22 protein-coding genes are annotated in these 23,572 nt (G+C 57.6%); 17 read left to right on the forward strand and 5 right to left on the reverse strand.

All coding sequences use genetic code 11. The annotated features are described in order from the left end of the window. Window positions 1-388: 388 nt before the first annotated feature. A complete protein-coding gene (gene tyrS / locus BLR97_RS05230) occupies window positions 389-1,588 on the reverse strand; it encodes a tyrosine--tRNA ligase (RefSeq protein ID WP_089703227.1) in 1,200 nt (399 codons plus the stop codon). Between the two features lie 114 nt (window positions 1,589-1,702). Between tyrS and BLR97_RS05235 the strand changes: the two genes are divergently transcribed. Next, the gene (locus tag BLR97_RS05235) at window positions 1,703-2,845 is read left to right on the forward strand and encodes an anhydro-N-acetylmuramic acid kinase (RefSeq protein ID WP_089703229.1); all 1,143 of its coding nucleotides are present in this window, start codon (window positions 1,703-1,705) and stop codon (window positions 2,843-2,845) included. Between the two features lie 2 nt (window positions 2,846-2,847). Here BLR97_RS05235 and BLR97_RS05240 read toward each other — a convergent pair whose 3' ends face one another. Together BLR97_RS05240 and BLR97_RS05245 are read right to left on the reverse strand one after the other, a co-directional pair. Then, on the reverse strand, window positions 2,848-4,017 hold the full coding sequence (locus BLR97_RS05240; RefSeq protein WP_089703231.1) for a PilT/PilU family type 4a pilus ATPase: 1,170 nt from the start codon (window positions 4,015-4,017) through the stop codon (window positions 2,848-2,850). Between the two features lie 3 nt (window positions 4,018-4,020). Then, entirely contained in the window at window positions 4,021-5,064 is a 1,044-nt protein-coding gene (locus BLR97_RS05245) for a type IV pilus twitching motility protein PilT (RefSeq protein WP_089703233.1), read from the reverse strand. A 33-nt stretch (window positions 5,065-5,097) separates the two neighbouring features. Here BLR97_RS05245 and BLR97_RS05250 point away from each other — a divergent pair, with 33 nt between their 5' ends. The 5 genes from BLR97_RS05250 (at window position 5,098) to metW (ending at window position 9,180) form a co-directional block, all read left to right on the forward strand. After that, window positions 5,098-5,802, forward strand: a complete 705-nt coding sequence (locus tag BLR97_RS05250; protein WP_089703236.1) for a YggS family pyridoxal phosphate-dependent enzyme — start codon at window positions 5,098-5,100, stop codon at window positions 5,800-5,802. An 88-nt stretch (window positions 5,803-5,890) separates the two neighbouring features. Continuing rightward, complete coding sequence (proC, locus tag BLR97_RS05255; protein WP_089703237.1) at window positions 5,891-6,715, forward strand: pyrroline-5-carboxylate reductase; 825 nt, start codon at window positions 5,891-5,893, stop codon at window positions 6,713-6,715. A 30-nt stretch (window positions 6,716-6,745) separates the two neighbouring features. Further along, window positions 6,746-7,339, forward strand: a complete 594-nt coding sequence (locus tag BLR97_RS05260; protein WP_089703239.1) for a YggT family protein — start codon at window positions 6,746-6,748, stop codon at window positions 7,337-7,339. Between the two features lie 51 nt (window positions 7,340-7,390). Then, window positions 7,391-8,587, forward strand: coding sequence for a homoserine O-succinyltransferase MetX (gene metX / locus BLR97_RS05265; RefSeq protein WP_089703242.1), 1,197 nt, complete (start codon window positions 7,391-7,393; stop codon window positions 8,585-8,587). After that, window positions 8,587-9,180 (forward strand): methionine biosynthesis protein MetW, encoded by a 594-nt coding sequence (gene metW / locus BLR97_RS05270; protein WP_089703861.1) that lies wholly within the window; start codon window positions 8,587-8,589, stop codon window positions 9,178-9,180. The genes metX and metW overlap by 1 nt, the downstream gene beginning before the upstream one ends. On the opposite strand, the gene sfsA is transcribed toward metW, so the two are convergent. Together sfsA and BLR97_RS05280 are read right to left on the reverse strand one after the other, a co-directional pair. Beyond that, entirely contained in the window at window positions 9,127-9,918 is a 792-nt protein-coding gene (gene sfsA / locus BLR97_RS05275; protein WP_089703244.1) for a DNA/RNA nuclease SfsA, read from the reverse strand. The genes metW and sfsA overlap by 54 nt on opposite strands. Continuing rightward, window positions 9,915-11,075 carry an aminotransferase class I/II-fold pyridoxal phosphate-dependent enzyme gene (locus BLR97_RS05280; RefSeq protein WP_089703246.1) on the reverse strand — a complete coding sequence of 387 codons (1,161 nt, stop codon included), beginning with the start codon at window positions 11,073-11,075 and terminating at the stop codon, window positions 9,915-9,917. Before BLR97_RS05280 ends, sfsA begins: the two co-directional genes overlap by 4 nt. A 186-nt stretch (window positions 11,076-11,261) precedes the next feature. On the opposite strand from BLR97_RS05280, the gene dksA reads away from it, so the two are divergent. From dksA to BLR97_RS05330, 11 genes are all read left to right on the forward strand, one after another. Then, a complete protein-coding gene (gene dksA / locus BLR97_RS05285; protein WP_027337669.1) occupies window positions 11,262-11,699 on the forward strand; it encodes an RNA polymerase-binding protein DksA in 438 nt (145 codons plus the stop codon). A 78-nt stretch (window positions 11,700-11,777) separates the two neighbouring features. Then, on the forward strand, window positions 11,778-12,677 hold the full coding sequence (gene gluQRS, locus BLR97_RS05290) for a tRNA glutamyl-Q(34) synthetase GluQRS (protein WP_089703248.1): 900 nt from the start codon (window positions 11,778-11,780) through the stop codon (window positions 12,675-12,677). Window position 12,678: 1 nt separating this feature from the next. Next, window positions 12,679-12,855, forward strand: a complete 177-nt coding sequence (locus tag BLR97_RS19700; protein WP_170832983.1) for a hypothetical protein — start codon at window positions 12,679-12,681, stop codon at window positions 12,853-12,855. Beyond that, window positions 12,845-15,778: an ATP-binding protein gene (locus BLR97_RS05295; protein ID WP_089703250.1), complete on the forward strand. Its 2,934-nt coding sequence runs from the start codon at window positions 12,845-12,847 to the stop codon at window positions 15,776-15,778. Before BLR97_RS19700 ends, BLR97_RS05295 begins: the two co-directional genes overlap by 11 nt. Then, entirely contained in the window at window positions 15,771-17,159 is a 1,389-nt protein-coding gene (locus BLR97_RS05300) for a sigma-54-dependent transcriptional regulator (protein WP_089703252.1), read from the forward strand. The genes BLR97_RS05295 and BLR97_RS05300 overlap by 8 nt, the downstream gene beginning before the upstream one ends. Before the next feature lie 819 nt (window positions 17,160-17,978). Next, on the forward strand, window positions 17,979-19,367 hold the full coding sequence (pcnB, locus tag BLR97_RS05305; RefSeq protein ID WP_089703254.1) for a polynucleotide adenylyltransferase PcnB: 1,389 nt from the start codon (window positions 17,979-17,981) through the stop codon (window positions 19,365-19,367). Window positions 19,368-19,379: 12 nt separating this feature from the next. Then, window positions 19,380-19,886 (forward strand): 2-amino-4-hydroxy-6-hydroxymethyldihydropteridine diphosphokinase, encoded by a 507-nt coding sequence (gene folK / locus BLR97_RS05310; RefSeq protein ID WP_089703863.1) that lies wholly within the window; start codon window positions 19,380-19,382, stop codon window positions 19,884-19,886. 134 nt (window positions 19,887-20,020) lie between these two features. Continuing rightward, complete coding sequence (gene panB, locus BLR97_RS05315; protein ID WP_089703256.1) at window positions 20,021-20,812, forward strand: 3-methyl-2-oxobutanoate hydroxymethyltransferase; 792 nt, start codon at window positions 20,021-20,023, stop codon at window positions 20,810-20,812. A 54-nt stretch (window positions 20,813-20,866) separates the two neighbouring features. Next, entirely contained in the window at window positions 20,867-21,736 is an 870-nt protein-coding gene (panC, locus tag BLR97_RS05320) for a pantoate--beta-alanine ligase (protein WP_089703866.1), read from the forward strand. A 29-nt stretch (window positions 21,737-21,765) separates the two neighbouring features. Continuing rightward, complete coding sequence (panD, locus tag BLR97_RS05325; protein WP_089703258.1) at window positions 21,766-22,146, forward strand: aspartate 1-decarboxylase; 381 nt, start codon at window positions 21,766-21,768, stop codon at window positions 22,144-22,146. Between the two features lie 180 nt (window positions 22,147-22,326). Next, entirely contained in the window at window positions 22,327-23,505 is a 1,179-nt protein-coding gene (locus BLR97_RS05330; protein WP_089703260.1) for an acetyl-CoA C-acetyltransferase, read from the forward strand. Window positions 23,506-23,572: the final 67 nt, after the last annotated feature.

Genomic DNA, 23,572 nt, shown 5'->3' on the forward strand with positions numbered 1-23,572 from the left:
ATTGTTTAAAAACTTTCGTTTAAAAACTGTCGTTTTCATGACCGCTTGCCTTGATAGTTGGTGATTTATCACCCTCATCGGCAAGCGCCCACATGAATTACCTGATCAAATTATTAAAGAGCAATCGCTTGCGGGCCGATACAACATGACGTGGCCGCTGCTAAGCGAGGAAGACGTATTCTACGCACTTCGCTGTGCTTGTCAATCACTGATTGGCAGAAGCGAAGGAAATAATCGACCTGCTTTTCCTTCTAGCTATTTGCCTAACCATCTGACAAACCAAGGTTTTTACACCTCATCCACCGCTGGCAACGCCGTGCGTCCCCGGCAGCGGATGCGTACTTTACGATTTCACTGCCGAGTTGGCAAGGGGGTTGTGACAGAAATTTCAAATAAGCGTCACACGGGCGTAACGTTTCTTGCCCGCCTGAATCACATACGCCTTACCAGTGGGCAACATTGCATCTTGCGCCACGACCTCACCGTCGACCTTCACACTGCCATTTTTAAGCATGTCTTTGGCCTGAGCGCTGTTCTTGGTTAACCCCGAACGGTTGAGCACCGCTGCAATCGGCGCGTCAGTACTGCCTTCAAAATCAACCTCGACTTCGGGCAGGTCGTCAGGCAACTCACCATCCGCCAACTGGTTGCCGGCGGATTTATGCGCGTTGGCCGCCGCTTCGTCGCCGTGGTAGCGAGCAATCAACTCGCGCGCCAGCTCCATTTTCACATCGCGCGGATTGGCCCCTTGCTCGACGCTCTGCTTAAGCGCGTCAATTTCTTCGTTAGACTTCAATGAAAGCAGCTCGAAGTAACGCCATATCAAACTGTCCGGCATGGAAACCAATTTGTTAAACATGGAGCCCGGCGTTTCATCGACCCCAACATAGTTACCCAGCGACTTGGACATTTTCTGCACGCCATCCAAGCCTTCCAACAACGGCATGGTAATGACCACCTGCGGCTCCTGGCCGAAGTGCTTCTGAATTTCGCGGCCCATCAGCAGGTTGAACTTCTGGTCGGTACCGCCCAGTTCGACATCCGCCTCCAGTGCGACAGAGTCGTAACCTTGAACCAGCGGGTAAAGAAACTCGTGGATGGCAATGGACTGATTCGCCGTGTAGCGCTTTTCAAAGTCGTCCCGCTCGAGCATTCGCGCGACGGTGCTTTGGGCGGCCAACTCGATCATTTTGGCGGCAGATAGCTCGCTAAACCACTCAGCATTAAAGCGCACCTCGGTTTTCTCAGGGTCGAGGATTTTAAACACCTGTTCTCTGTAGGTATCAGCGTTGACCTTAACGTCTTCTTCGGTGAGTGGTTTGCGGGTCACGTTTTTACCGGTGGGGTCACCAATGCGACCGGTAAAGTCACCAATCAAAAAGATAACGGTGTGCCCCAGATCCTGAAACTGGCGCATTTTAGTTAGCAACACGCTGTGTCCTAAATGCAGATCAGGGGCAGTGGGGTCAAAACCAGCTTTAATGCGCAACTTGCGTCCGGAAGCCAACTTTTGGCGCAGCTCGTCCTCAACCAAAATTTCATGCGTTCCGCGCGACAACAACGCTAGCGCCTGATCCACCTCACTCATTGCTTTTCTCCACGTAAGCATCGCCTTGCTGGCGTTGTGATGATAAATAGTGGGCGATGTTACCATGCTCGTTCGCCCTGGTTGAGCCTTCGTCTTACTTTGGATGCATCTGGAATGACAACACCGACTACTGACGCAACCCGTTATTACATTGGCTTAATGTCGGGAACCAGCCTGGACGGCATTGACGCCGCGCTGGTCGCTCTGGAGCCAACATCAGCGCCACGTCTTATCGCCACTCATGCCGAGCCCATCACTGACTCGCTGCAGCAGACGCTATTAACGCTTTGTCATGCGCATCAGGTGAGCTTCGCCGATTTGGCCTTCGCCGAAGATGCGTTTTGTCGCCAGCAAGCACAAGCGGTTAAAAAGCTACTTGCGCAACAGGGTATCTCAGCCACTCAAATCAACGCGATTGGCAGTCATGGACAGACGATCGAGCACGCCCCCAGCGGGCATGCCGGAGGCCCCGCTTATACGCTCCAATTGGATAATCCAAGTTTGCTCGCCGAGTTAACGGGCTGCACAGTCGTCGCCGATTTTCGCCGCCGAGATTTAGCGGCAGGCGGCCAAGCAGCCCCGCTGGCCCCAGCCTTTCACCAAGTCATATTCAAACAAGAGAATACCCAGCAGCTAGTGCTAAACCTAGGTGGAATCGCCAACCTCACTTGGCTGCCCAAAGACACAACACACCCTATCATTGGGTTTGACACCGGCCCGGCCAATGTCTTGCTGGATGCCTGGCATGCCAAGCACCAGGGTGGCCGCTATGATAACGGCGGTGCGTGGGCAGCTAGCGGCCAAGTTGATCAGCCGCTGCTGGAACGCTTATTGCGAGAACCTTTTTTTCACCAACCTCCACCACGCAGCACTGGCCGCGAGCTGTTTCACTTGCCCTGGCTTGAGTCGCATTTAAACGGTGATGAACAGCCCTGCGATGTGCAGGCGACCCTTGCCGAGCTGACCGCGATCAGCATTGCCCAAGGCAGCGCTCAATTACCCCTGGCCGACCAACCGGTTACGTTAATTCCCTGTGGCGGCGGCGCGCATAACCCTTATGTTATGAAGCGGATCGCTGATCATCTCCCCCACGCCACTCTCGCATCACCGTCCCATTTCGGCTGGCCCGAGGACTGGATCGAGGCCGGAGCATTTGCTTGGCTAGCTCATCAACGCCTACACCAGCTACCCGGCAACGTGGCCTCGGTTACCGGCGCTAAAGGGCCGCGCGTACTGGGCGGTGTTTACGCGCCCTAGTGTCACAACGGCTCGTCATGATCGCGCAGGGCTAAATGACTCGGCACGCGCTCGTCTAAAGAACGCCGATTCGCTGGATCGCCCCCCAGCTTCAGCATGAGCCGCAGATCGTTGGCGGAATCGGCGTGGGCAAGCGCCACTTCTTGGCTGATTTGCGATGCCTGATGGAGATCAAACAGCGCTTGATCAAAGGTCTGCATGCCATCATCCCGCGACGCGGCCATGGCCGCTTTAATCTCGGCTACACGGCCTTTGCGGATTAAATCGGCAATGCGCGACGACTGCAGCATGACCTCAACCGCCGCACAGCGTCCGCCGCTGAGATTCGGCAGCAACTGCTGAGCCACCACCGCGCGTAGATTAAGCGAGAGATCCATCCAGATTTGTTCGTGACGCTCGTGGGGAAAGAAATGAATAATCCGCTCCAACGCCTGGTTGGCATTGTTGGCGTGCAGCGTGGCCAGACATAGATGCCCGGTTTCGGCGAACGTTAACGCATGTTCCATGGTTTCACGGCTGCGTATTTCACCGATCAGAATAACGTCGGGCGCCTGACGCAGGGTATTTTTAAGCGCCACTTCAAACGACTCGGTATCAATGCCCACTTCGCGCTGATTGACGATGGCGCGCTTGTGCGGATGCAGGTACTCGATGGGGTCTTCAATGCTGATGATATGACCGCCAACGTGCTCGTTGCGCTCCTGCACCATCGCCGCCAGGGTGGTGGATTTCCCCGTCCCAGTGCCACCAACCACGAGCACCAATCCACGCTTCGCATGGGCTAGAGAGCTGATTGTGCTGGGCACGCCCAGCGCTTCCAGGGTAGGGATTTGCTGCTCAATACGCCGTATCACCATGGCGGGATGGTTACGCTGTTGAAACGCGCTGACCCGAAAGCGTCCTTTATCCTCAAGCCCAAGCGCAAAATTCGCCTCGCGTTCCTGGCTGAAACGTTCGCGAAACCCGTCAGGAACGGTATGCGTCACTAACTCATTTACTTGGTGAGCACTCAACGACTGCTGCCCTAACGGAACCAGTCCGCTGGGCATTTTCAGGCTGGGTGGCGCACCCACGGAAATCAGTAAATCGGAGGCTTGCTGCTGCACCATGATATCCAGCAGTTGGTGCAGCCATTGGGTCGGCGTCAGCGTTGAGGCAGCGTCGCTCACCATAACTTATGTCTCCTGCGAGGCGAGCGTGCCTTTGGCCTGTGACTGGGCGTCGTCGACGCTGACGTGCCCGTCTTTGACCAGTTGCGCCAGCGAGGCATCTAACGTCTGCATACCCAAACCGCCCCCGGTTTGAATCGCCGAATAAATCTGCGCCACTTTGTCTTCGCGAATCAGGTTACGCACCGCCGAGGTCGCGACCAAAATCTCATGGGCCGCCACCCGGCCACCGCCCTGGCGCTTCAACAGCGTTTGCGATACCACCGCCTGAAGCGACTCGGATAACATAGAGCGCACCATGGCTTTCTCTTCGCCCGGGAAGACATCAATGATCCGGTCAATAGTTTTGGCGGCCGACGTGGTGTGCAGCGTCCCCAGTACCAGGTGCCCGGTTTCTGCCGCCGTTAACGCCAGACGGATGGTTTCCAGGTCGCGCAGCTCGCCGACCAGAATGACATCGGGATCTTCACGCAGTGCACTGCGCAACGCCTCCTTAAAGCTATGCGTATCCCGGTGGACTTCCCGCTGATTGATCAGGCAACGCTTGCTGGCATGAACAAACTCGACGGGGTCTTCAATGGTCAAGATATGATCAAAGCGTTGATCATTAATGTAATCAATCATGGCCGCAAGCGTAGTGCTTTTGCCCGAACCGGTCGGCCCGGTCACCAGCACCAAGCCGCGCGGCAGCATCGATAGGCGCTCGAATACTTCGCCTAACCCAAGGGTCTGCATCGATTGCACATGGTTGGGAATGGTGCGGAACACGGCACCAGCGCCCCGCGCCTGATTGAAAGCGTTAACACGAAACCGTGCCACGCCCGGCACCTCGAAAGAAAAATCGACTTCGAGGTGTTCTTCGTAGTCGCGGCGCTGACGATCATTCATGATGTCGTGAATCAACCGACGCACGTCGCTGTTATCCATGGCGGGCACATTAAGCCGACGGATATCGCCATCAACCCGTATCATGGGCGGTAAACCAGCGGACAAATGCAGGTCGGATGCATTCTGCTTTGCCGAGAATGCCAGCAGTTCGGTAATATCCATCTTTATTCCCCAGCGGCGGTAAGGTGCTTGAGTATGACAGATAACGCGCTTCCAGCGTCACTTGCCCACGCGCGTAAGCGCCTAGAGAGTGCCCTTATTGACGCTAAGCGCCCGGCTAATGATGCCTCGCTGTTAGCCGTGAGCAAAACCAAACCGGCATCGATGATTCGCCAGGCCTGGACACTAGGGCAACGCGAGTTTGGTGAAAACTACCTGCAAGAGGCATTGGACAAACAGGCCGAATTAGCTGATGTAGAGGGCATTGTGTGGCATTTTATTGGCCCGCTACAATCCAATAAAACGCGTGCCGTCGCCGAGCATTTTGCCTGGATGCACACCGTTGATCGGCTAAAAATCGCCAAGCGACTCAGCGAGCAGCGGCCAAGCCATCTGCCGCCGCTCAACGTTTGCTTACAGGTAAACATCAGTCGCGAAGCCTCAAAATCAGGCGTCATGCCAGAAGACGTGGCCGCACTTGCCGAGCAGATTGCCACGCTTCCGGGCCTTCAACTGCGCGGTCTTATGGCCATTCCTGCCCCCGCATCGGGGTTAGAGGCTCAGCGTGCCCCCTTTGCCGAGCTACGCCAGCTGCTGGAAGCGCTTCAAAAAACCTTGCCCGACACGCCTCTGGACACGCTCTCCATGGGCATGAGCGACGATTTAGAAGCCGCCGTGTTAGAAGGCGCCACGCTGGTACGTTTGGGCACCGCTATTTTTGGCGCGCGCGATACGGCCTAAACAGGCACCCATTTAACGGCAAAGCATGGCACTGACAAGATGCTATAACGCTGCTCAATGCAGCCCATTTTTTACAGAGGATACCCACATGGCGAGCAAGATCACCTTCATTGGCGCGGGCAATATGGCAAGCGCCATCATTGGCGGCCTGATCGACAGCGGTGTCACACCTTCTGACATCACCGCCACCGCGCCACGAGAAAGCGAATTGGCAGCGGTGCGGTCGCGTTTGAGCATCAATACGCAAACGGATAATGACGCCGCCGTCAGCCAAGCAGATGTTGTGGTACTGGCGGTCAAGCCACAGATTATGCGCGAGGTGTGCGAAGCGCTTAGCGACAGCATTCAACAACGCAAGCCTCTGGTTATCTCAATTGCCGCAGGCCTCGATGCCGCCACCATTGACCAATGGTTGGGCGGTGATAACGCCCTGGTGCGCTGCATGCCCAATACGCCTTCCCTGGTAGGCCAAGGTGCCAGCGGCCTGTATGCTAACGCCCGGGTCAACGACGCGCAGCGCGAAATGGCCACCCAGCTCATGGAAGCCGTGGGTATCGTCGAATGGGTCGATGAAGAGTCTTTGTTGGATGCAGTAACCGCCGTATCAGGCAGCGCCCCGGCCTACTTCTTCTTAATGTTGGAAGCCATGGAAGACGCCGCTGTTAAACTCGGCCTACCGGCTGACACCGCACGCCGTCTAGCGATTCAAACCGCACTGGGTGCCGCCACCATGGCCCAACAAAGCGATAAAGACCCTGCAACACTAAAACAGAATGTCATGTCGCCCGGCGGAACTACCGAACAGGCGATTCAGCACATGGAAGATGCCGACCTACGGACGACCATCGCCGATGCGATGCAGGCCTGCGCCAAGCGCGCCCAAGCAATGTCAAAGGAACTCAGCGGTCACTAAATACCCCGGATATTTATAGGAGAAACCACGATGGGCAACGAATTGGGCAGCGCCGGGTTAATGCTAGTTAACTCGTTGATTAACATTTATATTTTCTTACTCATGCTGCGATTTTTATTGCAAGCATCGCGGGCCGACTATTACAACCCGCTAAGTCAATCGGTGGTCAAGATCACCCAACCAGTGGTTGGCCTCTTTCAAGGCTTTTTAGGACCGGTCGCTGGCCGCTTTGATCTCGCCACACTGGCAGCAGGGTTTGTGCTTAAAGTCGTCAGCATCATCGCTATTTTCATGGTCATCGGGGTTGGCATGCCCCCCGTCGTCGGGCTGCTAATTGCAGGCGTGGCGTCGTTGGCCAACGCTATATTGAAAATCTACTTTTTTGCCATGATTGTGATGATTATTTTGAGCTGGGTCGCGCCCAACGCCAGCCATCCCGGCGCCTTATTAATCATGCAACTGGTAGAGCCCATCATGGCACCGGTGCGCAAGGTAATCCCCCCGCTGGGCATGATTGATTTGTCGCCCATTGTGGTGTTTATCGCGATTAACCTAGTGGACGGACTTTTGGTCGGTTCACTGATCCGCGCGGCTGGCATTTCTGGCGCCCTGGTCGGCCTGTAAGCACTCACAGGCTTATTCAACACGACACACTCAGCAGGACTTACGCTTTCGATGCCCGATTCAGACACGCTTGCTTTTGCTGACCGGCCGACGGATACCGTCGGGCTGGTCACCCCGCATGTCGCCAAGTTCGACACGCCGCTTTCGCTCGCCTGTGGCAAGGTGCTGCCCGAATACGAGCTGATTTACGAAACCTACGGCACGCTTAACGCCGAACGTAGTAACGCAGTGCTGATTTGCCATGCTTTGTCCGGCCACCACCATGCGGCTGGTTATCACAGCGAGGAAGATCGCAAACCCGGCTGGTGGGATGCCCACATTGGCCCCGGCAAACCCATCGACACCAACCGCTTTTTTGTTGTGTCGCTTAACAACCTAGGCGGCTGCCATGGCAGTACCGGCCCGGTGAGCCATAACCCGGAAACGGGTCGGCAGTGGGGGCCTGATTTCCCTATGGTGACGGTGAGCGATTGGGTGGCCAGCCAAGCGCGGCTTGCCGACCATCTAGGGATCGCGAAGTGGGCCGCGGCCGTGGGTGGGAGCCTTGGCGGCATGCAGGTGCTGCAATGGACGATGGTCTACCCCGACCGAGTGGCCAATGCCGTTGTGATTGCCGCAACACCTAGGCTTTCAGCACAAAACATCGCTTTTAACGAAGTCGCCCGCCAGGCGATTCGCTCTGATCCCGACTTTTTTGAAGGCTGGTATGCCGAACACGACACCGTGCCCAAACGCGGGCTCAAGCTGGCGCGTATGGTCGGCCATATTACCTATCTCTCCGAAGACGCCATGGGCAGCAAGTTCGGCCGCGATCTGCGTAGCAACGACCTCAACTTCGGGTTCGGGGTTGAATTTCAGGTGGAATCCTACCTGCGCTACCAGGGCGATACGTTTTCCACCGCCTTTGACGCCAACACCTACCTGCTGATGACCAAGGCGCTGGACTACTTCGACCCGGCTGCGACGCAAGGCGGGGATTTGGCCCACGCGCTTGCTCCAGCGCAGTGCCCGTTCTTGATTGTCAGCTTTACCACCGACTGGCGCTTCCCGCCGCCGCGTTCCCGTGAGTTGGTGGATGCGCTAACGCGGGCAGGCAAATCGGTCAGCTATGCCAATATTGACTCTCCCCATGGTCATGATGCGTTTTTATTGCCCGAACCCCGCTACGACGCGGTATTTGGTGCGTTCATGAACCGCGCTGCCCGCGATCTCAAGTTGGATCAAGCAGCCGCAGAGGAGACGCCATGATGCGCGCTGATCTGGAATTGATTTACGACTGGGTTCCCGAAGGCGCCCATGTGCTTGACCTTGCCTGCGGCGATGGCGTGCTGCTCGAAGCGTTGGCGAAGCACAAAGGGGTGAGCGGCTATGGGCTTGAAATCGATCACGACGGCATTACCGGATGCATCGCCCGCGGCGTCAATGTGATCGAGCATAACCTCGACGACGGCTTAGGCAGTTTCTGCGATAACAGCTACGACCAAGTGATCATGACCCAGGCCCTGCAGGCCCTACGCCGCCCCGACAAAATGCTCGATGAAATGCTGCGCGTCGCTGAAGAAGGCATTATCACCTTCCCCAACTTCGCCTACTGGCGTCACCGCGTTCATCTGGGGTTGCGTGGCTATATGCCGGTATCCAAGTCGCTGCCCCACGCCTGGTACGACACGCCCAACATTCATCTCTCGACCTTTAACGACTTTGAACACCTGTGCCGTGACAAAGGGCTGATGATTGTCGACCGCGCGGTGGGCGTGGGCGACCACCGCGGGCACTGGACGTCGCGCCTATGGCCCAACCTGTTCGGTGAAATCGCCATTTTCCGCGTGCGTCGCCGCTGAGAGAGCCGGCCAGCGTACCGGCAAGGCCCGCGTCAGGCGTACTGCCGCGGGCTTGCTGGCCACCCACTCCACGCTTATCCCGTACGCCAGCACCTCGACCCCCGCCTGGGCCGCTTCCGCCAGTGCCGCCGCGTAAGCCGGGTCGATATGCGCGGCGGGGGCCACATCGTCAATGCCCTCATGGGCCACGCAAAACAGCAACACCGCCCGCTCGCCCTGCTCGACTAGTGCCTGCAGCGAGCGCAGATGCTTGGCGCCACGCACGCTGACCGAATCGGGAAAGTAACCATGCCCGTCGGTTTCTTTCAGCGTCACCTGCTTCACTTCGATGTAGACAGCGCCACGGCCAGGGTCATCCAGACGGAAATCCAGCCGCGCGCCGGCTACCGTCACCTCGCGCTTGAGCGCTTGATAGCCCGCTAGCGGCGCGATATCACCTGCTTCAATGGCCGCCTCCACGATGCGATTCGCTCGCCCGGTATGCACGGAGGCCAAGGCAATGGTGCCATCCGGCTGCGGAAGCTCAATCCATTCCCAGGTCCAGGCCAGCTTGCGTTTGGGGTTATCACTTGGCGACAGCCACACCCGACAGCCGGGCACGTTGACCGCTTTCATCGAGCCGGTATTCGGGCAGTGGGCGACGACTTCCTGGCCGTCGTCCAGGCGCACATCGGCCAGAAAGCGCTTGTAACGGCGCAGCAGCGTGCCCAGCACTAGCCCCTCGTAGGACAAGCTCATAGGCGGCTCACAAAGCGGGTGATACGCAATACAGCCTCTTCGAGTCGTTCAACGTCGTTGGTAAAGGCGATGCGCACATGATGCTCGCCGCCTTGAACGGCAAAATCGATGCCCGGGGTGATTGCCACGTTCTCCTCAAGCAGTAGCTGTTCGCAGAATGCTTGGCTGTCGCGGCTATAGCGGGCGATATCCAGCCACAGGTAAAACGCGCCTTGGGGCGGCAAATCCGGCGCTAAACCGAGCTTCGCCAAGCCCGCCAACAATACATCTCGGCGCTGTTTTAGCGTGGCCCGACGGTTTTCGAGAATATCGCGACACTCGGGGGTAAACGCGGCCAGTGCGGCATGCTGCGAGGGCGTCGGCGCGGCAAGAAACACATTTTGGGCCAGTCGGGTGAGCGGTTCGATCGCATGCTCTGGGGCCACCAACCAGCCCAGGCGCCAGCCGGTCATCCCGAAGTACTTGGAGAAGCTGTTGACTACAAAGGCATCGTTGGTCAGCGAGGTGGCCGACAGCGGCGCATCGTCGTAATTAAGCCCCTGGTAAATTTCATCCACTAGCACTTCGCCACCGCGCGCGGCCACCGACGTCAACACGTCTTTCAGCGCGTCGGCACTCAGTGTATGGCCGGTAGGGTTGGAAGGCGAGGCCAGCATGGCTAGTCGCGTGCGTTCTTGCCAGTGCTGATTAACGAGCCTGGCGTCTAGCTGCCAGCCGCTTTCACGCCCTACCGGAATGGCATCGATATCAGCACCGGCAAGAGCCATGAAGTGGCGGTTACACGGGTAGTTAGGGTCAGCCATCATGACCCGGTCTCCCGTTTCTACGAGCAACTGACTGGCTAGCAACAATGCGCCCGATGCGCCAGGGGTGACCAAAATACGCGCAGGGTCTACCGAGGCATTGAAGTGCTCCGCGTAGTGGCCGGCAATCGCTTCACGCAGCGCGGGCAAGCCAGCAGCAGGCGTATAGCGCGTTTTACCGGCCGCCAGCGCTTGCTGACCGGCGGCCACGATCGGCTCAGGGGTAGCGAAATCCGGCTCACCCACTTCCAGATGAATGACATCATGACCGCAAGCCTCGCGAGCCTGGGCCATTTCCAGTAAATGCATCACACGAAAGGGTGCGACTTGGCTCACACGCGAATTCCAGGCCATAATGATTTCTTTCCCTAGCGGTAATAAAAACATGATCTTGGCCGCACAAGCGGCAAAACCAAACTATAAAGGACGCCATTATGCTTGCAACGCGTCCAATTTTCAGCTAAATAAGCATCCCTTTGGCGTGAGATCGTGATAAACACTCACGGTTGATCAGCAGTCACATACGTAAGGGGCTCTCCCATGCCAGTAGCGGAAAAAAAACCGGAAACGTCCAAGCCCTTCACCCCGTATGAGCCAGCAGCGGGTGAAGAATACATGAACGATCAACAGCTAGCGCACTTCCGCCAGCTGCTATTGGATTGGAAACAAGACCTCATGGAAGAGGTGGACCGAACCGTACGCCACCTGCAGGAAGATGCTAATAACTACGCCGACCCCGCCGACCGGGCGACCCAAGAAGAAGGCTTTAGTCTTGAGCTGCGCACCCGGGATCGCGAGCGTAAACTGCTCAAGAAAATTAACGAAACAATCGAAAAAATCGACGAAGACGATTACGGTTTCTGCGAAGCCTGCGGCGTTGAGATCGGTATTCGCCGCCTTGAGGCTCGCCCCACCGCCACGCTTTGCGTTGACTGCAAAACCTTGGCCGAGCTTAAGGAAAAACAACTCGGCGGCTAAGTCAGGGGCAACCGACCTGCACATTGTTGTGGAATGCGGGCACCCTGAGGTGCCCGTTTTGGTTTCTGGAAGGCTTGCATGACGCAATCAACTCGCTATCGTGGCCGTTTTGCTCCCACACCGTCCGGACCACTGCATTTTGGCTCGCTGGTGGCGGCGTTAGGCAGCTATCTTGACGCTCGCGCGGTGGGTGGCACTTGGCTGGTACGGATTGAAGACATCGACCCGCCCCGCTGCCCGCCAGGCACTGCTAGCACAATTCTGCGTCAGTTGGAGGCGTTTGGGCTCCACTGGGACGAAACCGTTTACTGGCAGCATGATCGTGATGACACTTACCAGCGAGCACTCGACAGCCTAGCTGCCCAAGGATTGGCTTACCCCTGTAGTTGCTCGCGCAAGCAGTGGCAAGAGTTCGCGGTGTATCCCGGCTGGTGCCGCGAAGGTCTGCGTGACCCCCAAAAGCCGGTCGCCTGGCGGCTACGCAGCGATTTGGCAAAGCGTCCGATCGAATGGCAGGATCGGCTTTTAGGCTGGCAGCAATTCGACCCTGAAACGCTGGGCGATGTGATCCTTAAACGCAAAGACGCGCTCTGGGCCTACCAGTTAGCCGTGGTAGTGGACGATGCCGACCAGGCCATTAGCGATGTCGTCAGGGGCGTCGACCTGCTCGACAACACACCCTGGCAACGCCAGCTACAAGTCGCCCTAGCGCTACCCGAGCCACGTTATCTGCATTTGCCGCTAGTCGTGAATCACGAGGGGCAAAAGCTTTCCAAACAGAACCTTGCGCCAGCGCTAGCCGACGATGAGCATGGCATTCGCCACCAGCTGTTTCAGGCGTTGCAGGCACTTGATCAAGCGCCCCCCGGCGAGCTCGTGCATGAGCCCGTGACCACGCAATTACACTGGGCCGTCACGCATTGGTCGGTCGAGCGTTTATCACCTTCAGCGCATCGTGAACTCCCTCAGGAGCCATGACATGTACGTTTACCGCATCATGCTGTTTTTGGTGTTCGGCGGCTATCTGCTGTCACCCTTACTCATGGATGGCTGGAGCGACCCCACGGTGGCTTGGTATCGCCCGTTTGTTATCTGGGGCGTGCTAATCGGGCTGACGCTGTGGCTTGAGCAAAAGAGGAAGCTGGATGAGCGTTGAGTTAATCGGTGTTGTATCGCTAGGCTTGGGCTACCTCGCCCTATTGCTTGGCTGCGCAACGGCCGTCGAGCGCGGGTGGGTGCCGCTACGGGTCAGCCAACACCCCGCCGTCTATACCTTGACGCTCGGGGTATATGCCAGCGCTTGGGCGATTTATGGCAGCGTAGAGTTAGCCGCCAACGCAGGCTTTGGTTATCTCGCCTACTATCTGGGTGCTGCCGGGGCGTTTCTGCTCGCACCCGTCCTGCTAGTGCCCATTCAGCGTATTACCCGCACCTACCAACTCGCTTCACTGGCCGACCTGTTCGCGTTTCGTTTTCGCTCCCGCTGGGCAGGCACGCTCGTAACGGTGGTTAGCCTATTGGCGGTGTTGCCCTTACTCGGCATTCAAGTCAAAACCATGAGTGAGGCCGCCAACCTGTTCACTCAGAGCCAGGCAGGGCCCGCTGTAGCGCTGCTGTTTTGCGCCGCCATTGCCGCGTTAGCGGTGATTCTCGGGGCTCGCCACAGCCATGTGCATAGTCGGCATAACAGCCTACTAAGCACTATTGCGATTGAGTCGATCGTCAAATTAGTGGCGATGCTGGGGCTGGGGGCGGTAGCCCTATGGTTGGTGTTCAGCGGTCCGAGCGACATGCAACAGTGGCTAGCAGGCCCTGGCTATCTTGCCCAGGCACAAACCGCGCGCTTTGATCCTGCGCAATGGCGCACTTTATTGCTGTTGTTCTTTGCGGCTGCTTTCATGATGCCGCACCTGTTTCATATTACCTTTGCGGAAAGTCTGTCGCGGCATACCCTGCTCCAGGCAAGCTGGACCCTGCCGCTATTTTTACTGCTCATGGCATTGCCCGTCCCGCTAATCTGGTGGGCCGCCCAGTCGGTCAACGATGAGATACCCATGAGCGCCTACGCCGCCTATGCGTTAAGCGAGCACTGGTGGGTCGGGGCACTGGCCTTTATCGGCGGCTTAGCCGCTGCCAGCGGTACCATGATGCTGATTGCCTTAGCGCTATCTGGCATGGTACTCAATCACATCGTGTTGGTGGCCAGGCCCCCCGAAGCGCGCAGCGACCTGTATGGCTGGCTACTGTGGCTGCGTCGAGGGCTAGTGGTCGGCGTGGTTCTGGGCGGCTGGCTATTTTATCAGTGGATCGGCCGCCAGTACCCGCTTACCAGCCTGGGCCTGACCGCCTTCGTCGGCATGGCGCAGTGTTTGCCGGGCATGCTCGCGCTGCTCTATTGGCCGGGAGCCAATCGCAAAGGCATGGTGGCCGGCTTACTGGCGGGCATCGGCGTTTGGCTATGGTGGTTATGGTTACCTCTCGTCGCAGGCTATGCGCCTCCCGCACCCCCCTTTACCCCGCTAACACCCGCTGACGCCCCCGTGTGGTATAGCGTTACGCTGCTGTCACTGTCGCTTAATATCTTACTACTGATTGTCGTCTCGCTGTTTACGCGCACCTCCGAAGGCGAACATTCCGCTGCCGAGGCCTGCTCGGTGGACGCCGTGATTCGTTCAAAGCGCTTGCCGCTGGAAGCCGCCACGGCGAGTGATTTCCCCGCTCACTTGGCACAGGCGCTGGGCGATGACGCCGCCCACCGCGAAGTCGACCGCGCCCTCAAAGCCCTCAACCTAACGCCCCAGGAGCGACGCCCCTACGCCCTACGCCGCCTACGCGACCGTATTCAGGCGAACCTGTCCGGTTTGATGGGCCCTTCGGTAGCGCGGGATATCGTCGACCGTTACCTGCCCTACCGCCACGACGATGCCCCTGTGACCGATGATATTCATTTTGTGGAAAGCCGTCTGGAAGCGTATCGTTCGCGGCTCACAGGGCTTGCCAGAGAACTCGACGGCTTGCGACGCCACCATCGTCAAACGCTTGCCTATCTCCCGGTGGGGCTGTGCGTGCTCGGCGATGACGACGAGCTGGTCATGTGGAACCAAGCGCTTTCACAGCTTTCCGGCATCAGCGGTGAGAGCGTGATTGGCTCTCGCCGGGATAGTTTGCCCGCCCCCTGGCCGAATTTGCTGGGCAGTGTGCTCGAAGAAGGCACATCGCCGCTTTATAAACAAGCCGTCCAACTACACGGTAAGGACTACTTCCTGACCCTCCATAAAGCCGTTTTGAGTGGTCACGACAGCCGCGGCGACAGCGTGATCCTGGTGGAAGACCACACGGAAATGAAATGGCTCGAGGAGGAATTAGTCCACGCCGCGCGTTTAGCCTCCATCGGTCAGTTGGCGGCGGGCGTTGCCCACGAAATTGGCAACCCAATCACCGGCATTTCATCGCTGGCACAAAATCTACGCTACGACACCCAGGATCCCGCGCTGCTGGAAACCGCTGACCATATTCAGCAACTGACCCAGCGGGTCACCAAAATCGTCAATTCGCTGGTCGGCTTTGCCCATGCAGGGCGGGCAACGCCCGCGTTGCCGCGTTCACCCGTCGACCTTAGAACGATCACCGACGATGCCCTACACTTGATCCACCTGGCTCGCTCGGGCGAGGATGTCACGATTACCAACGCCTGCGCAGAGGAGCTTATCGTGCAAGGTGATGCCCAGCGCTTAACCCAAGTGATGGTTAATTTGCTGAGCAACGCACGCGATGCCTGCCAGCCGACGGGCAGGGTGCACATCGCGACAGGTCAGCAAGGAGATCAAGCGTGGTGGTGCGTCACCGACGATGGCCATGGCATTGACCCAACGGTTCGCGACCATTTGTTTGAACCGTTTACCACGACCAAAACAGCCGGCGAGGGCACGGGGCTTGGGTTGTCGCTGGCCTATCAAATTATCAATGAACATCAAGGTAAGATAGAAGTGGCCTCGCCACCGCCCGGAACGCCCCGCGGAACCGCCATTACCCTCTGGCTACCGCTTTACCAACAGGACGAACAGCCGCCTCATGTCTAGGATTCTGATTGTTGAAGATGAAGCGATCATTCGCAGCGCACTGAAACGCCTGCTTGAACGTCATGGCTATGAGGTCAGCGAAGCAGGCAGCGCCGAACAGGCCGAACAGCTTGAGCCAGCAGGCTTTGATCTGATCATCAGTGACCTACGCCTGCCTGGCGAGCCTGGTACGCATCTTATCCAAGCCGCTGCCCCGACGCCCGTCCTGATCATGACCAGCTACGCCAGCATGCGCTCGGCGGTCGACGCGCTTAAACAAGGCGCGGTGGATTACGTGGCCAAACCCTTTGACCACGCAGAGCTGTTAGAGACCGTCTCGCGGATTCTGCACCAGCAGTCAATGCAGCACAGTCCGCCGCCCAACGTGACCGATGAAGGGGGCGGCCGCCAAGCCATGATCGGTAACTGTACCGCCATGCAGCTGGTCTATACCCGCATTCGCAAAACCGCCCCGGCCGATGTCACGGTGCTTATTCTGGGCGAGTCCGGCACGGGTAAAGAACTCGTGGCGCGCGCACTTCACCAGCAAAGTAAGCGTGCCAAGGCGCCGCTGATGTGCGTCAACTGCGCTGCCATTCCCGAAACGCTGATCGAATCAGAGCTGTTTGGTCACGAAAAAGGCGCCTTTACCGGTGCCAGTGCGGCACGAACAGGGCTAGTGGAAGCCGCCGATGGTGGCACGCTGTTTTTAGACGAAATCGGCGAGCTGCCCCTTGATGCTCAAGCGAGGCTCCTGCGCGTATTGCAGGAAGGCGAGATTCGCAAAATCGGTTCAGTGGAAACCCGCCATGTGGATGTCCGGCTGATCGCCGCCACCCACCGGGATTTGCGTGCGCTCTCAAAGACAGGTGACTTCCGGCTAGACCTATACTACCGCTTAAACGTCATGCAGATAGAGCTACCGCCGCTGCGCGACCGCGAAGACGACGTGCTGGAAATTGCCGACATATTGCTCGACAAAGCCTGCCATCGCCATGAGCGCCAAGGGCTGCGCTTATCCCGGGCGGCGCGCCAGGAACTGCGCGACTACCCCTGGCCCGGCAACGTGCGTGAGTTGGAAAATGCCCTGGAGCGCGGCGTCATTCTGGCCGAAGGCCATTTGATTCACCCCGACGATTTAGGGCTCGCGCCTGTAGCCCACCGTCCACTATCGGCGGCAAGCTCTTCGCCTTCACTGGGCGGTTCAGAAGCCGCTCAGCCTAACGCAGAAGACGATGACCTTTCGCTAGAGGACTACTTTCAACACTTTGTCTTAGAGCATCAGGATCAGATGAGTGAAACCGAGCTGGCGCAAAAGTTGGGCATTAGCCGCAAAAACTTATGGGAGCGGCGCCAGCGCCTGGGCATACCGCGCAAGAAAACGGCGCGTCGACCCAATTAACCGCCACCTCCAACCTACAACTAACGTCTAATACACTGATTTATTTAAAAAATATTCATTACCCTCACTACCCGCACACTGTTACCTTCCCACACAGCCACCCGCTCAAATCGGGTAACACTTACTTCCTCGGAAGATTCTACGCCACTCACTAAAAACCCCAACCTGTTGAATTTTATAAATTATTAAATAAGTGGCACGACGAGTGCACTATTACAGGGTAAGAAAAACAAACTGGGCAATGCGGCAAGTCGCCAACAAAAACAACATGACGCCGCACCGATCTGAGCCACAACAAAAACAACAGGGCCAGGCAGAGATAACAGGACTAACAAAAACAACAGGCTTGTATCTCATTACTTGCTCGCGCTGAGCGGAATAAGCGCTTCAAACAACAACAATATACGGCAAGTGCCCAAAAAAGGACGCGACGTACACCGAAAGATCTGCGCCCAAACAAGAACAACAGCAGTGAGTGTGTACACCCCGGATCCAACAACAACTCGCCGGGGGGAGAAAAGTTCGCGGTTGGATTATTGTTTTGAATACGAGGCGGTCGTGACTCACGTGATTGCCACGTTCATCGACTGCGGTGCGTATTCAGGGCGATCTGCCATCATGAAGAAAAACAGCAGCAAGGACGTTGATTGCCAGCTTTATAGGGGAGGCTTCCATAGCCTCCCCTTTCTGCGTCTAGTCGACTGAACTTGCCTACAGCTCAGCCAGGACTTTGCAAGCCTCCAGGGGTCGGCTACACTCAGCGACTTATTGCTTACGTTACGGCCATTTTTTCGCTATCCTCCGAACCGATACCGCCGCATGTTTAAAGGATTTACCCGTTTATTACACAGCCCGGGAGAGCAATTGAAATCTCTGCTCGAACCCCAAGAAAGCGCCTCTGGCGTGCTTAGCCCTCGCGTAATTCCTCGCTCCGAGCACCCTGTTTCTCGTCAGCAGATCAGCGAGCCCGCTCTAAAGGTTCTTTATCGCCTTAATGGCGCGGGATTTGACGCCTATTTAGTAGGCGGCTGCATTCGCGACGCTTTGCTTGGCAAAATGCCCAAAGATTTTGACGTGGCCACCAATGCAACGCCCGAACAGGTGCGCGATCTTTTCCGCAATTCGCGCCTGATCGGTCGGCGCTTTCGCATTGTACATGTGCGTTTTGGCCGCGAAGTTATCGAAGTCACGACGTTCCGCGGCAAACCCCAAGACGAGCATGGCGACCATATCGCCCAGCAATCCGACGCTGGCCTGCTGCTGCGCGACAATGTATGGGGCAATATCGAAGAAGACGCCCTACGGCGCGACTTCACGGTCAATGCGCTCTACTACAACATCGCTGACTTCACCATCCACGATTTCGCTAACGGTGCGCGGGATATTGACTCGCGGACACTGCGTTTGATTGGTGATCCCGCCACCCGCTACCGGGAAGACCCAGTACGGATGCTGCGTGCCGTGCGTTTCGCCGCCAAACTTGGCTTCACCATTGACGCAGATACCGAAGCGCCGATGTATGACTTGGCGCCGTTGCTTCTGCAGATCCCCCCGGCGCGGCTGTTCGACGAAGTCCTTAAGCTATTCATGTCGGGTCACGGGCTGGTGACTTTTAGAATGCTTAGCCACTATGGGTTGTTTGGCATGCTCTTCCCTGAAGCCGAAGAGGCCATGGCAGATGCGGCTTGGGCAGAAGAACTCATTGAACATGCGCTCGCCAATACCGACAAGCGGATTGCCGAAGAACGCCCTGTTACGCCTGCCTTCTTGCTGGCGGCGTTCTTATGGGCTCCCGTTGCGCACCGCCAGGCCGAACTTGAGGGCGAAGGCATGCCATCTATTCCGGCTTTGCAAACCGCCGCTCAGCAAGTCGTGACACGGCAACTCCAGCACGTCTCCATTCCCAAACGTTTCGGCATGCCAATGCGCGATATCTGGGAGCTACAGGGGCGCTTACCCTTGCGACGTGGCAAAAAGGCATTTCAAACCCGCGAGCACCCCCGCTTTCGCGCGGCTTACGACCTGCTGCTGCTACGCGAACAGGCCGGTGAAATACCGCGTGGGCTTGGCGACTGGTGGAACGCCTTTCAGCAAGGCGATGAACACGACCAACGCCGTTTGCTGCAAAAAGTCGGCGGCGACCCGGCCAGCCAGGGCAATCGTCGCCGCAAGAAACGGCGTAAACCGTCTAAACCATCGCCAGAGTAGCGAGCAGTGCCAATTCAGCTCGCTTACATCGGCTTAGGTAGCAATCTTGACTCACCTATCGAGCAAGTTCGCCAAGCGCTTGATGAACTGGACACGCTGCCGCTAACGCGATTGGTGGCAGCATCATCGCTCTACGCCACCCCCCCGGTGGGGCCCCAGAATCAGCCCGACTTTATTAATGCGGCAGCCGCGCTTAAAACGCACCTCTCGCCGCTTGCGCTGCTTGACCAGCTTCAGGCGCTGGAACAGCGTCATCGCCGCCAAAGACAGCGTCGCTGGGGGCCGCGCACGCTCGACCTAGACCTGCTGCTTTACGGCCAGCAAACGCTCGTCTATCCACGTCTTCGGGTACCGCATTTACACATGCACGAACGTGCCTTTGTCCTCGTCCCGCTACACGAGCTTGACCCGACGCTACTCTGCCGCCAACGCCCCCTGAGCGACTGGTTAACGGGCCTGGATACCTCGGAGATACAACGTTTGCCCGCCCCTGACGTAACGCATACTGCTACCATCTGACACAATTCTCGACACCGAGCCTGCATTCAGGTAACAATTACCGGTTACGCCACTCAGCGCCCGCCGCCTTGCGGCGTTAATAATGGCCGAACGCCGATGCCGCGTCGGCCTCACGTAAAAAATGAGAGCATGCCATGAAAACCGTCACCCTGAGCACACTGCAGGCGCACAAGCACGCCGGCGAAACGTTCAGTTGCCTGACCGCTTACGATGCGTCCTTTGCCCACGCTGCCAGCCATTCAGGGATTGATGTATTGCTGGTCGGCGATTCGCTGGGCATGGTCTTGCAAGGTCATAACAGCACCCTGCCGGTGACCATCGACGACATCTGTTACCACACCCGCTGCACGGCCCGCGGCAAAGGCCATAGCCTGCTGATGGTCGACCTGCCGTTTATGAGCAACGCGACCACCGAACGCTTGCTTGAAGACGCAGCAGCACTGATGCGTGCCGGCGCCGAGCTGGTCAAAGTGGAAGGTGAGTCCTGGATGGCCGATGGCATCCGCGAGCTTACGCGTCGCGGCGTGCCAGTATGCGCGCACTTGGGTTTAACACCGCAAACCGTCTATCAGATTGGCGGCTACAAAGTGCAGGGACGCGGTGCCGCCCAGGCGGAACAGATCATTAACGATGCGAAAGTGCTCGTCGAGGCGGGCGCGTCCGTCATCTTGCTGGAATGCGTTCCGGCAAGTCTGGGGAAGGCGGTGACAGACGCCTTAGACGTGCCGGTGATCGGCATTGGCGCTGGCCCTGACACCGACGGTCAAATCCTCGTCATGCACGATGTCCTCGGTGTTACCCATGGCCACACGCCACGCTTTGTGAAAAACTTTATGGTCGACGCTGAGAGTATCCAAGCGGCCTTTCAGCACTACCATGAAGCGGTTAAAACACGTGCCTTTCCCGCGCCGGAACACTGCTTTTAAGTGGTGTTCTTAGGCGAGAGTTACCGCAAGCCAGTGAACGACGACATTACTTCTATGCATACTTTGCGAGATATCCCCGGCCTCCGCTACACGCTGCGTGAACAACGCAGACAAGGCCAACGGATTGCCCTGGTGCCGACCATGGGTAACCTTCATGCTGGCCACTTGGCTTTGGTCAAAAGCGCCCGAAAACACGCGGATGTGGTCGTCGCCAGCCTGTTTGTTAACCCAATGCAGTTTGGCCCAGGTGAAGACTTGGATGGTTATCCGCGCACCTTTGAGGCCGATCAAGCACAACTGATCGAGGCGGGCTGCGATATTCTATTTGCCCCCACGGTCAGCGAACTCTACCCGAACGGATTAGACGCCCAGACCCGCGTCCATGTACCCGTGGTAGGCGAGGGCCTATGTGGCGGCTCTCGTCCGGGGCATTTCGACGGTGTTTCGACCGTGGTCAGTATGCTGTTTAACCTGGTGCAGCCCGATATGGCCTGCTTTGGCGAAAAGGACTATCAACAGCTAGCGGTGATTCGCAAGCTGGTTAGCGACCTGCACCTGCCTATCGAGATTATCGGTGTCCCCATTGTGCGCGCTGAGGACGGCTTGGCGCTGTCATCGCGCAATGGCTATTTAAGTCGCGAGGAGCGGGCTAAAGCCCCCGCGTTGTATCGCACGCTCCGCGAGTTGCGCGATGCAATAAGCCGCGGCGAACCGATCGAACAGGCGCTACACCAGGGCCAAGCGGCGCTGTATGATGCCGGCTTCACGCCTGACTACCTTGAATTGCGCGATACCACACTTGGCGCCGTCAACGACTCAACGCGCGATGCCGTCCTACTAGCGGCGGCCCATCTTGGCCCCGCCCGGCTAATCGACAACCTTAGCGTGCAGCTGCCCAGCGCTGCCCGATCTGCTAGCCACTAACGGCTAGCCTCGTTATTTTAGGAGTTTGCATGCACACCATTATGCTAAAAGCCAAGTTGCATATGGCTCGCGTCACCCACGCGGTGCTCAACTACGAAGGATCCTGCGCTATCGACGGCGATCTGCTGGATATGGCCGGCATCCGCGAAAACGAACAAATCCAGATCTATAACGTGGAAAATGGTGAACGTTTCACCACCTATGCCATTCGCGGTGAAGAAGGCTCCAGGCTGATTTCCATCAACGGCGCCGCCGCCCATTTAGCCGCGCCGGGGCACCGGATCATTATCTGCAGCTATGCCCATTACGACGAGGCTGAGCTTGAAAACCATCAGCCTGCCTTGGTGTACCTGCAGGAAGGCAACCACGTTAGCCACACCAGCAACGCGATCCCGGTACAGCTAGCGTAAGACCGTCGCGCAAAAAGAACGTTGAATAACGGGCCAGTCATTGGCCCGTTTTTATTTGGGCCAAAAAGCGTATTGCCGCAATGCACACCCTTCCCCTATGCTGATAGAAAGACGATAACAACAACGCTAAACACAAACGCTGGCGTTTCCCCGCCGCGTATTTTGACCAGGAGTCATGTTATGCAAGAAGTGGTGATTGTTGCGGCTCGCCGCACTGCCGTTGGGGCCTTTGGTGGTTCACTCGCCGGTATTCCCGCAAGCGACTTGGGCGCGCTGGTGATCAAAGATATTCTCTCAACAACCGGCGTTGCCCCTGATCAAATCGACGAAGTCCTGCTGGGCCAGGTACTCACCGCGGGCGTGGGCCAAAACCCTGCCCGGCAAGCGTCGATCAAAGCCGGCCTACCCGAGGCCGTTCCAGCCATGACCATCAACAAAGTGTGTGGCTCGGGCCTCAAGGCATTGCATCTGGCCACTCAGGCAATTCGCTGTGGCGATGCCGAGCTGATTTTGGCCGGTGGTCAGGAGAACATGTCGGCCTCTCCTCACGTTCTACCCAACTCGCGTAACGGCCAGCGCATGGGTGACTGGAAGGCGATTGATTCCATGGTTCATGATGGCCTATGGGACGCTTTCAACAACTATCACATGGGCATTACGGCTGAGAATTTAGCCGAGAAGTACAGTATTACCCGGGAAGCGATGGACGAGTTCGCCGCCGCCTCTCAGCAAAAAGCGGCCGCTGCCATCAGAGAGGGCAAGTTCAAGGGTCAAATCGTGCCGGTTGAAGTGCCCCAGCGCAAAGGCGACCCGATGGTGTTTGATACCGATGAGAACCCACGCGAAGTCACCGCTGAAAAGCTTGGCGGCATGCGCCCCGCCTTCAAGAAAGACGGCACCGTTACCGCAGGTAACGCCTCGGCGCTGAACGACGGCGCGGCGGTGGTGATGATCTGCTCGGCAGAAAAGGCCAAGCAACTCGGCCTTGAGCCATTGGCACGTGTTGCGGCTTACGCCAACGCTGGTGTCGACCCGGCGATCATGGGCATTGGCCCTGCGCCGGCGACCCGCCGCTGCCTGGAAAAAGCCGGCTGGAGCCTGGACGACCTGGATCTGGTAGAAGCCAACGAAGCCTTCGCCGCCCAAGCGCTTTCGGTCAATAAAGAGCTAGGCTGGGATGTTAGCAAGGTCAACGTCAACGGCGGTGCGATTGCCCTTGGCCACCCCATCGGCGCCTCCGGCTGTCGTGTGTTCGTGACGCTGCTGCATGAAATGATGGCTAGAGATGCCAAGAAAGGCCTCGCTACGCTGTGTATCGGCGGCGGTCAGGGGGTTGCACTGGCGATTGAGCGCCCTTAAACGGCCTGCTTAGCTAATTGCTAATGGAAAGCCCTCGTCATGACGGGGGCTTTGTCGTTTGGGGCAC

The organism is Vreelandella arcis, assembly GCF_900103865.1.
GTDB classification, from domain to species: domain Bacteria; phylum Pseudomonadota; class Gammaproteobacteria; order Pseudomonadales; family Halomonadaceae; genus Vreelandella; species Vreelandella arcis.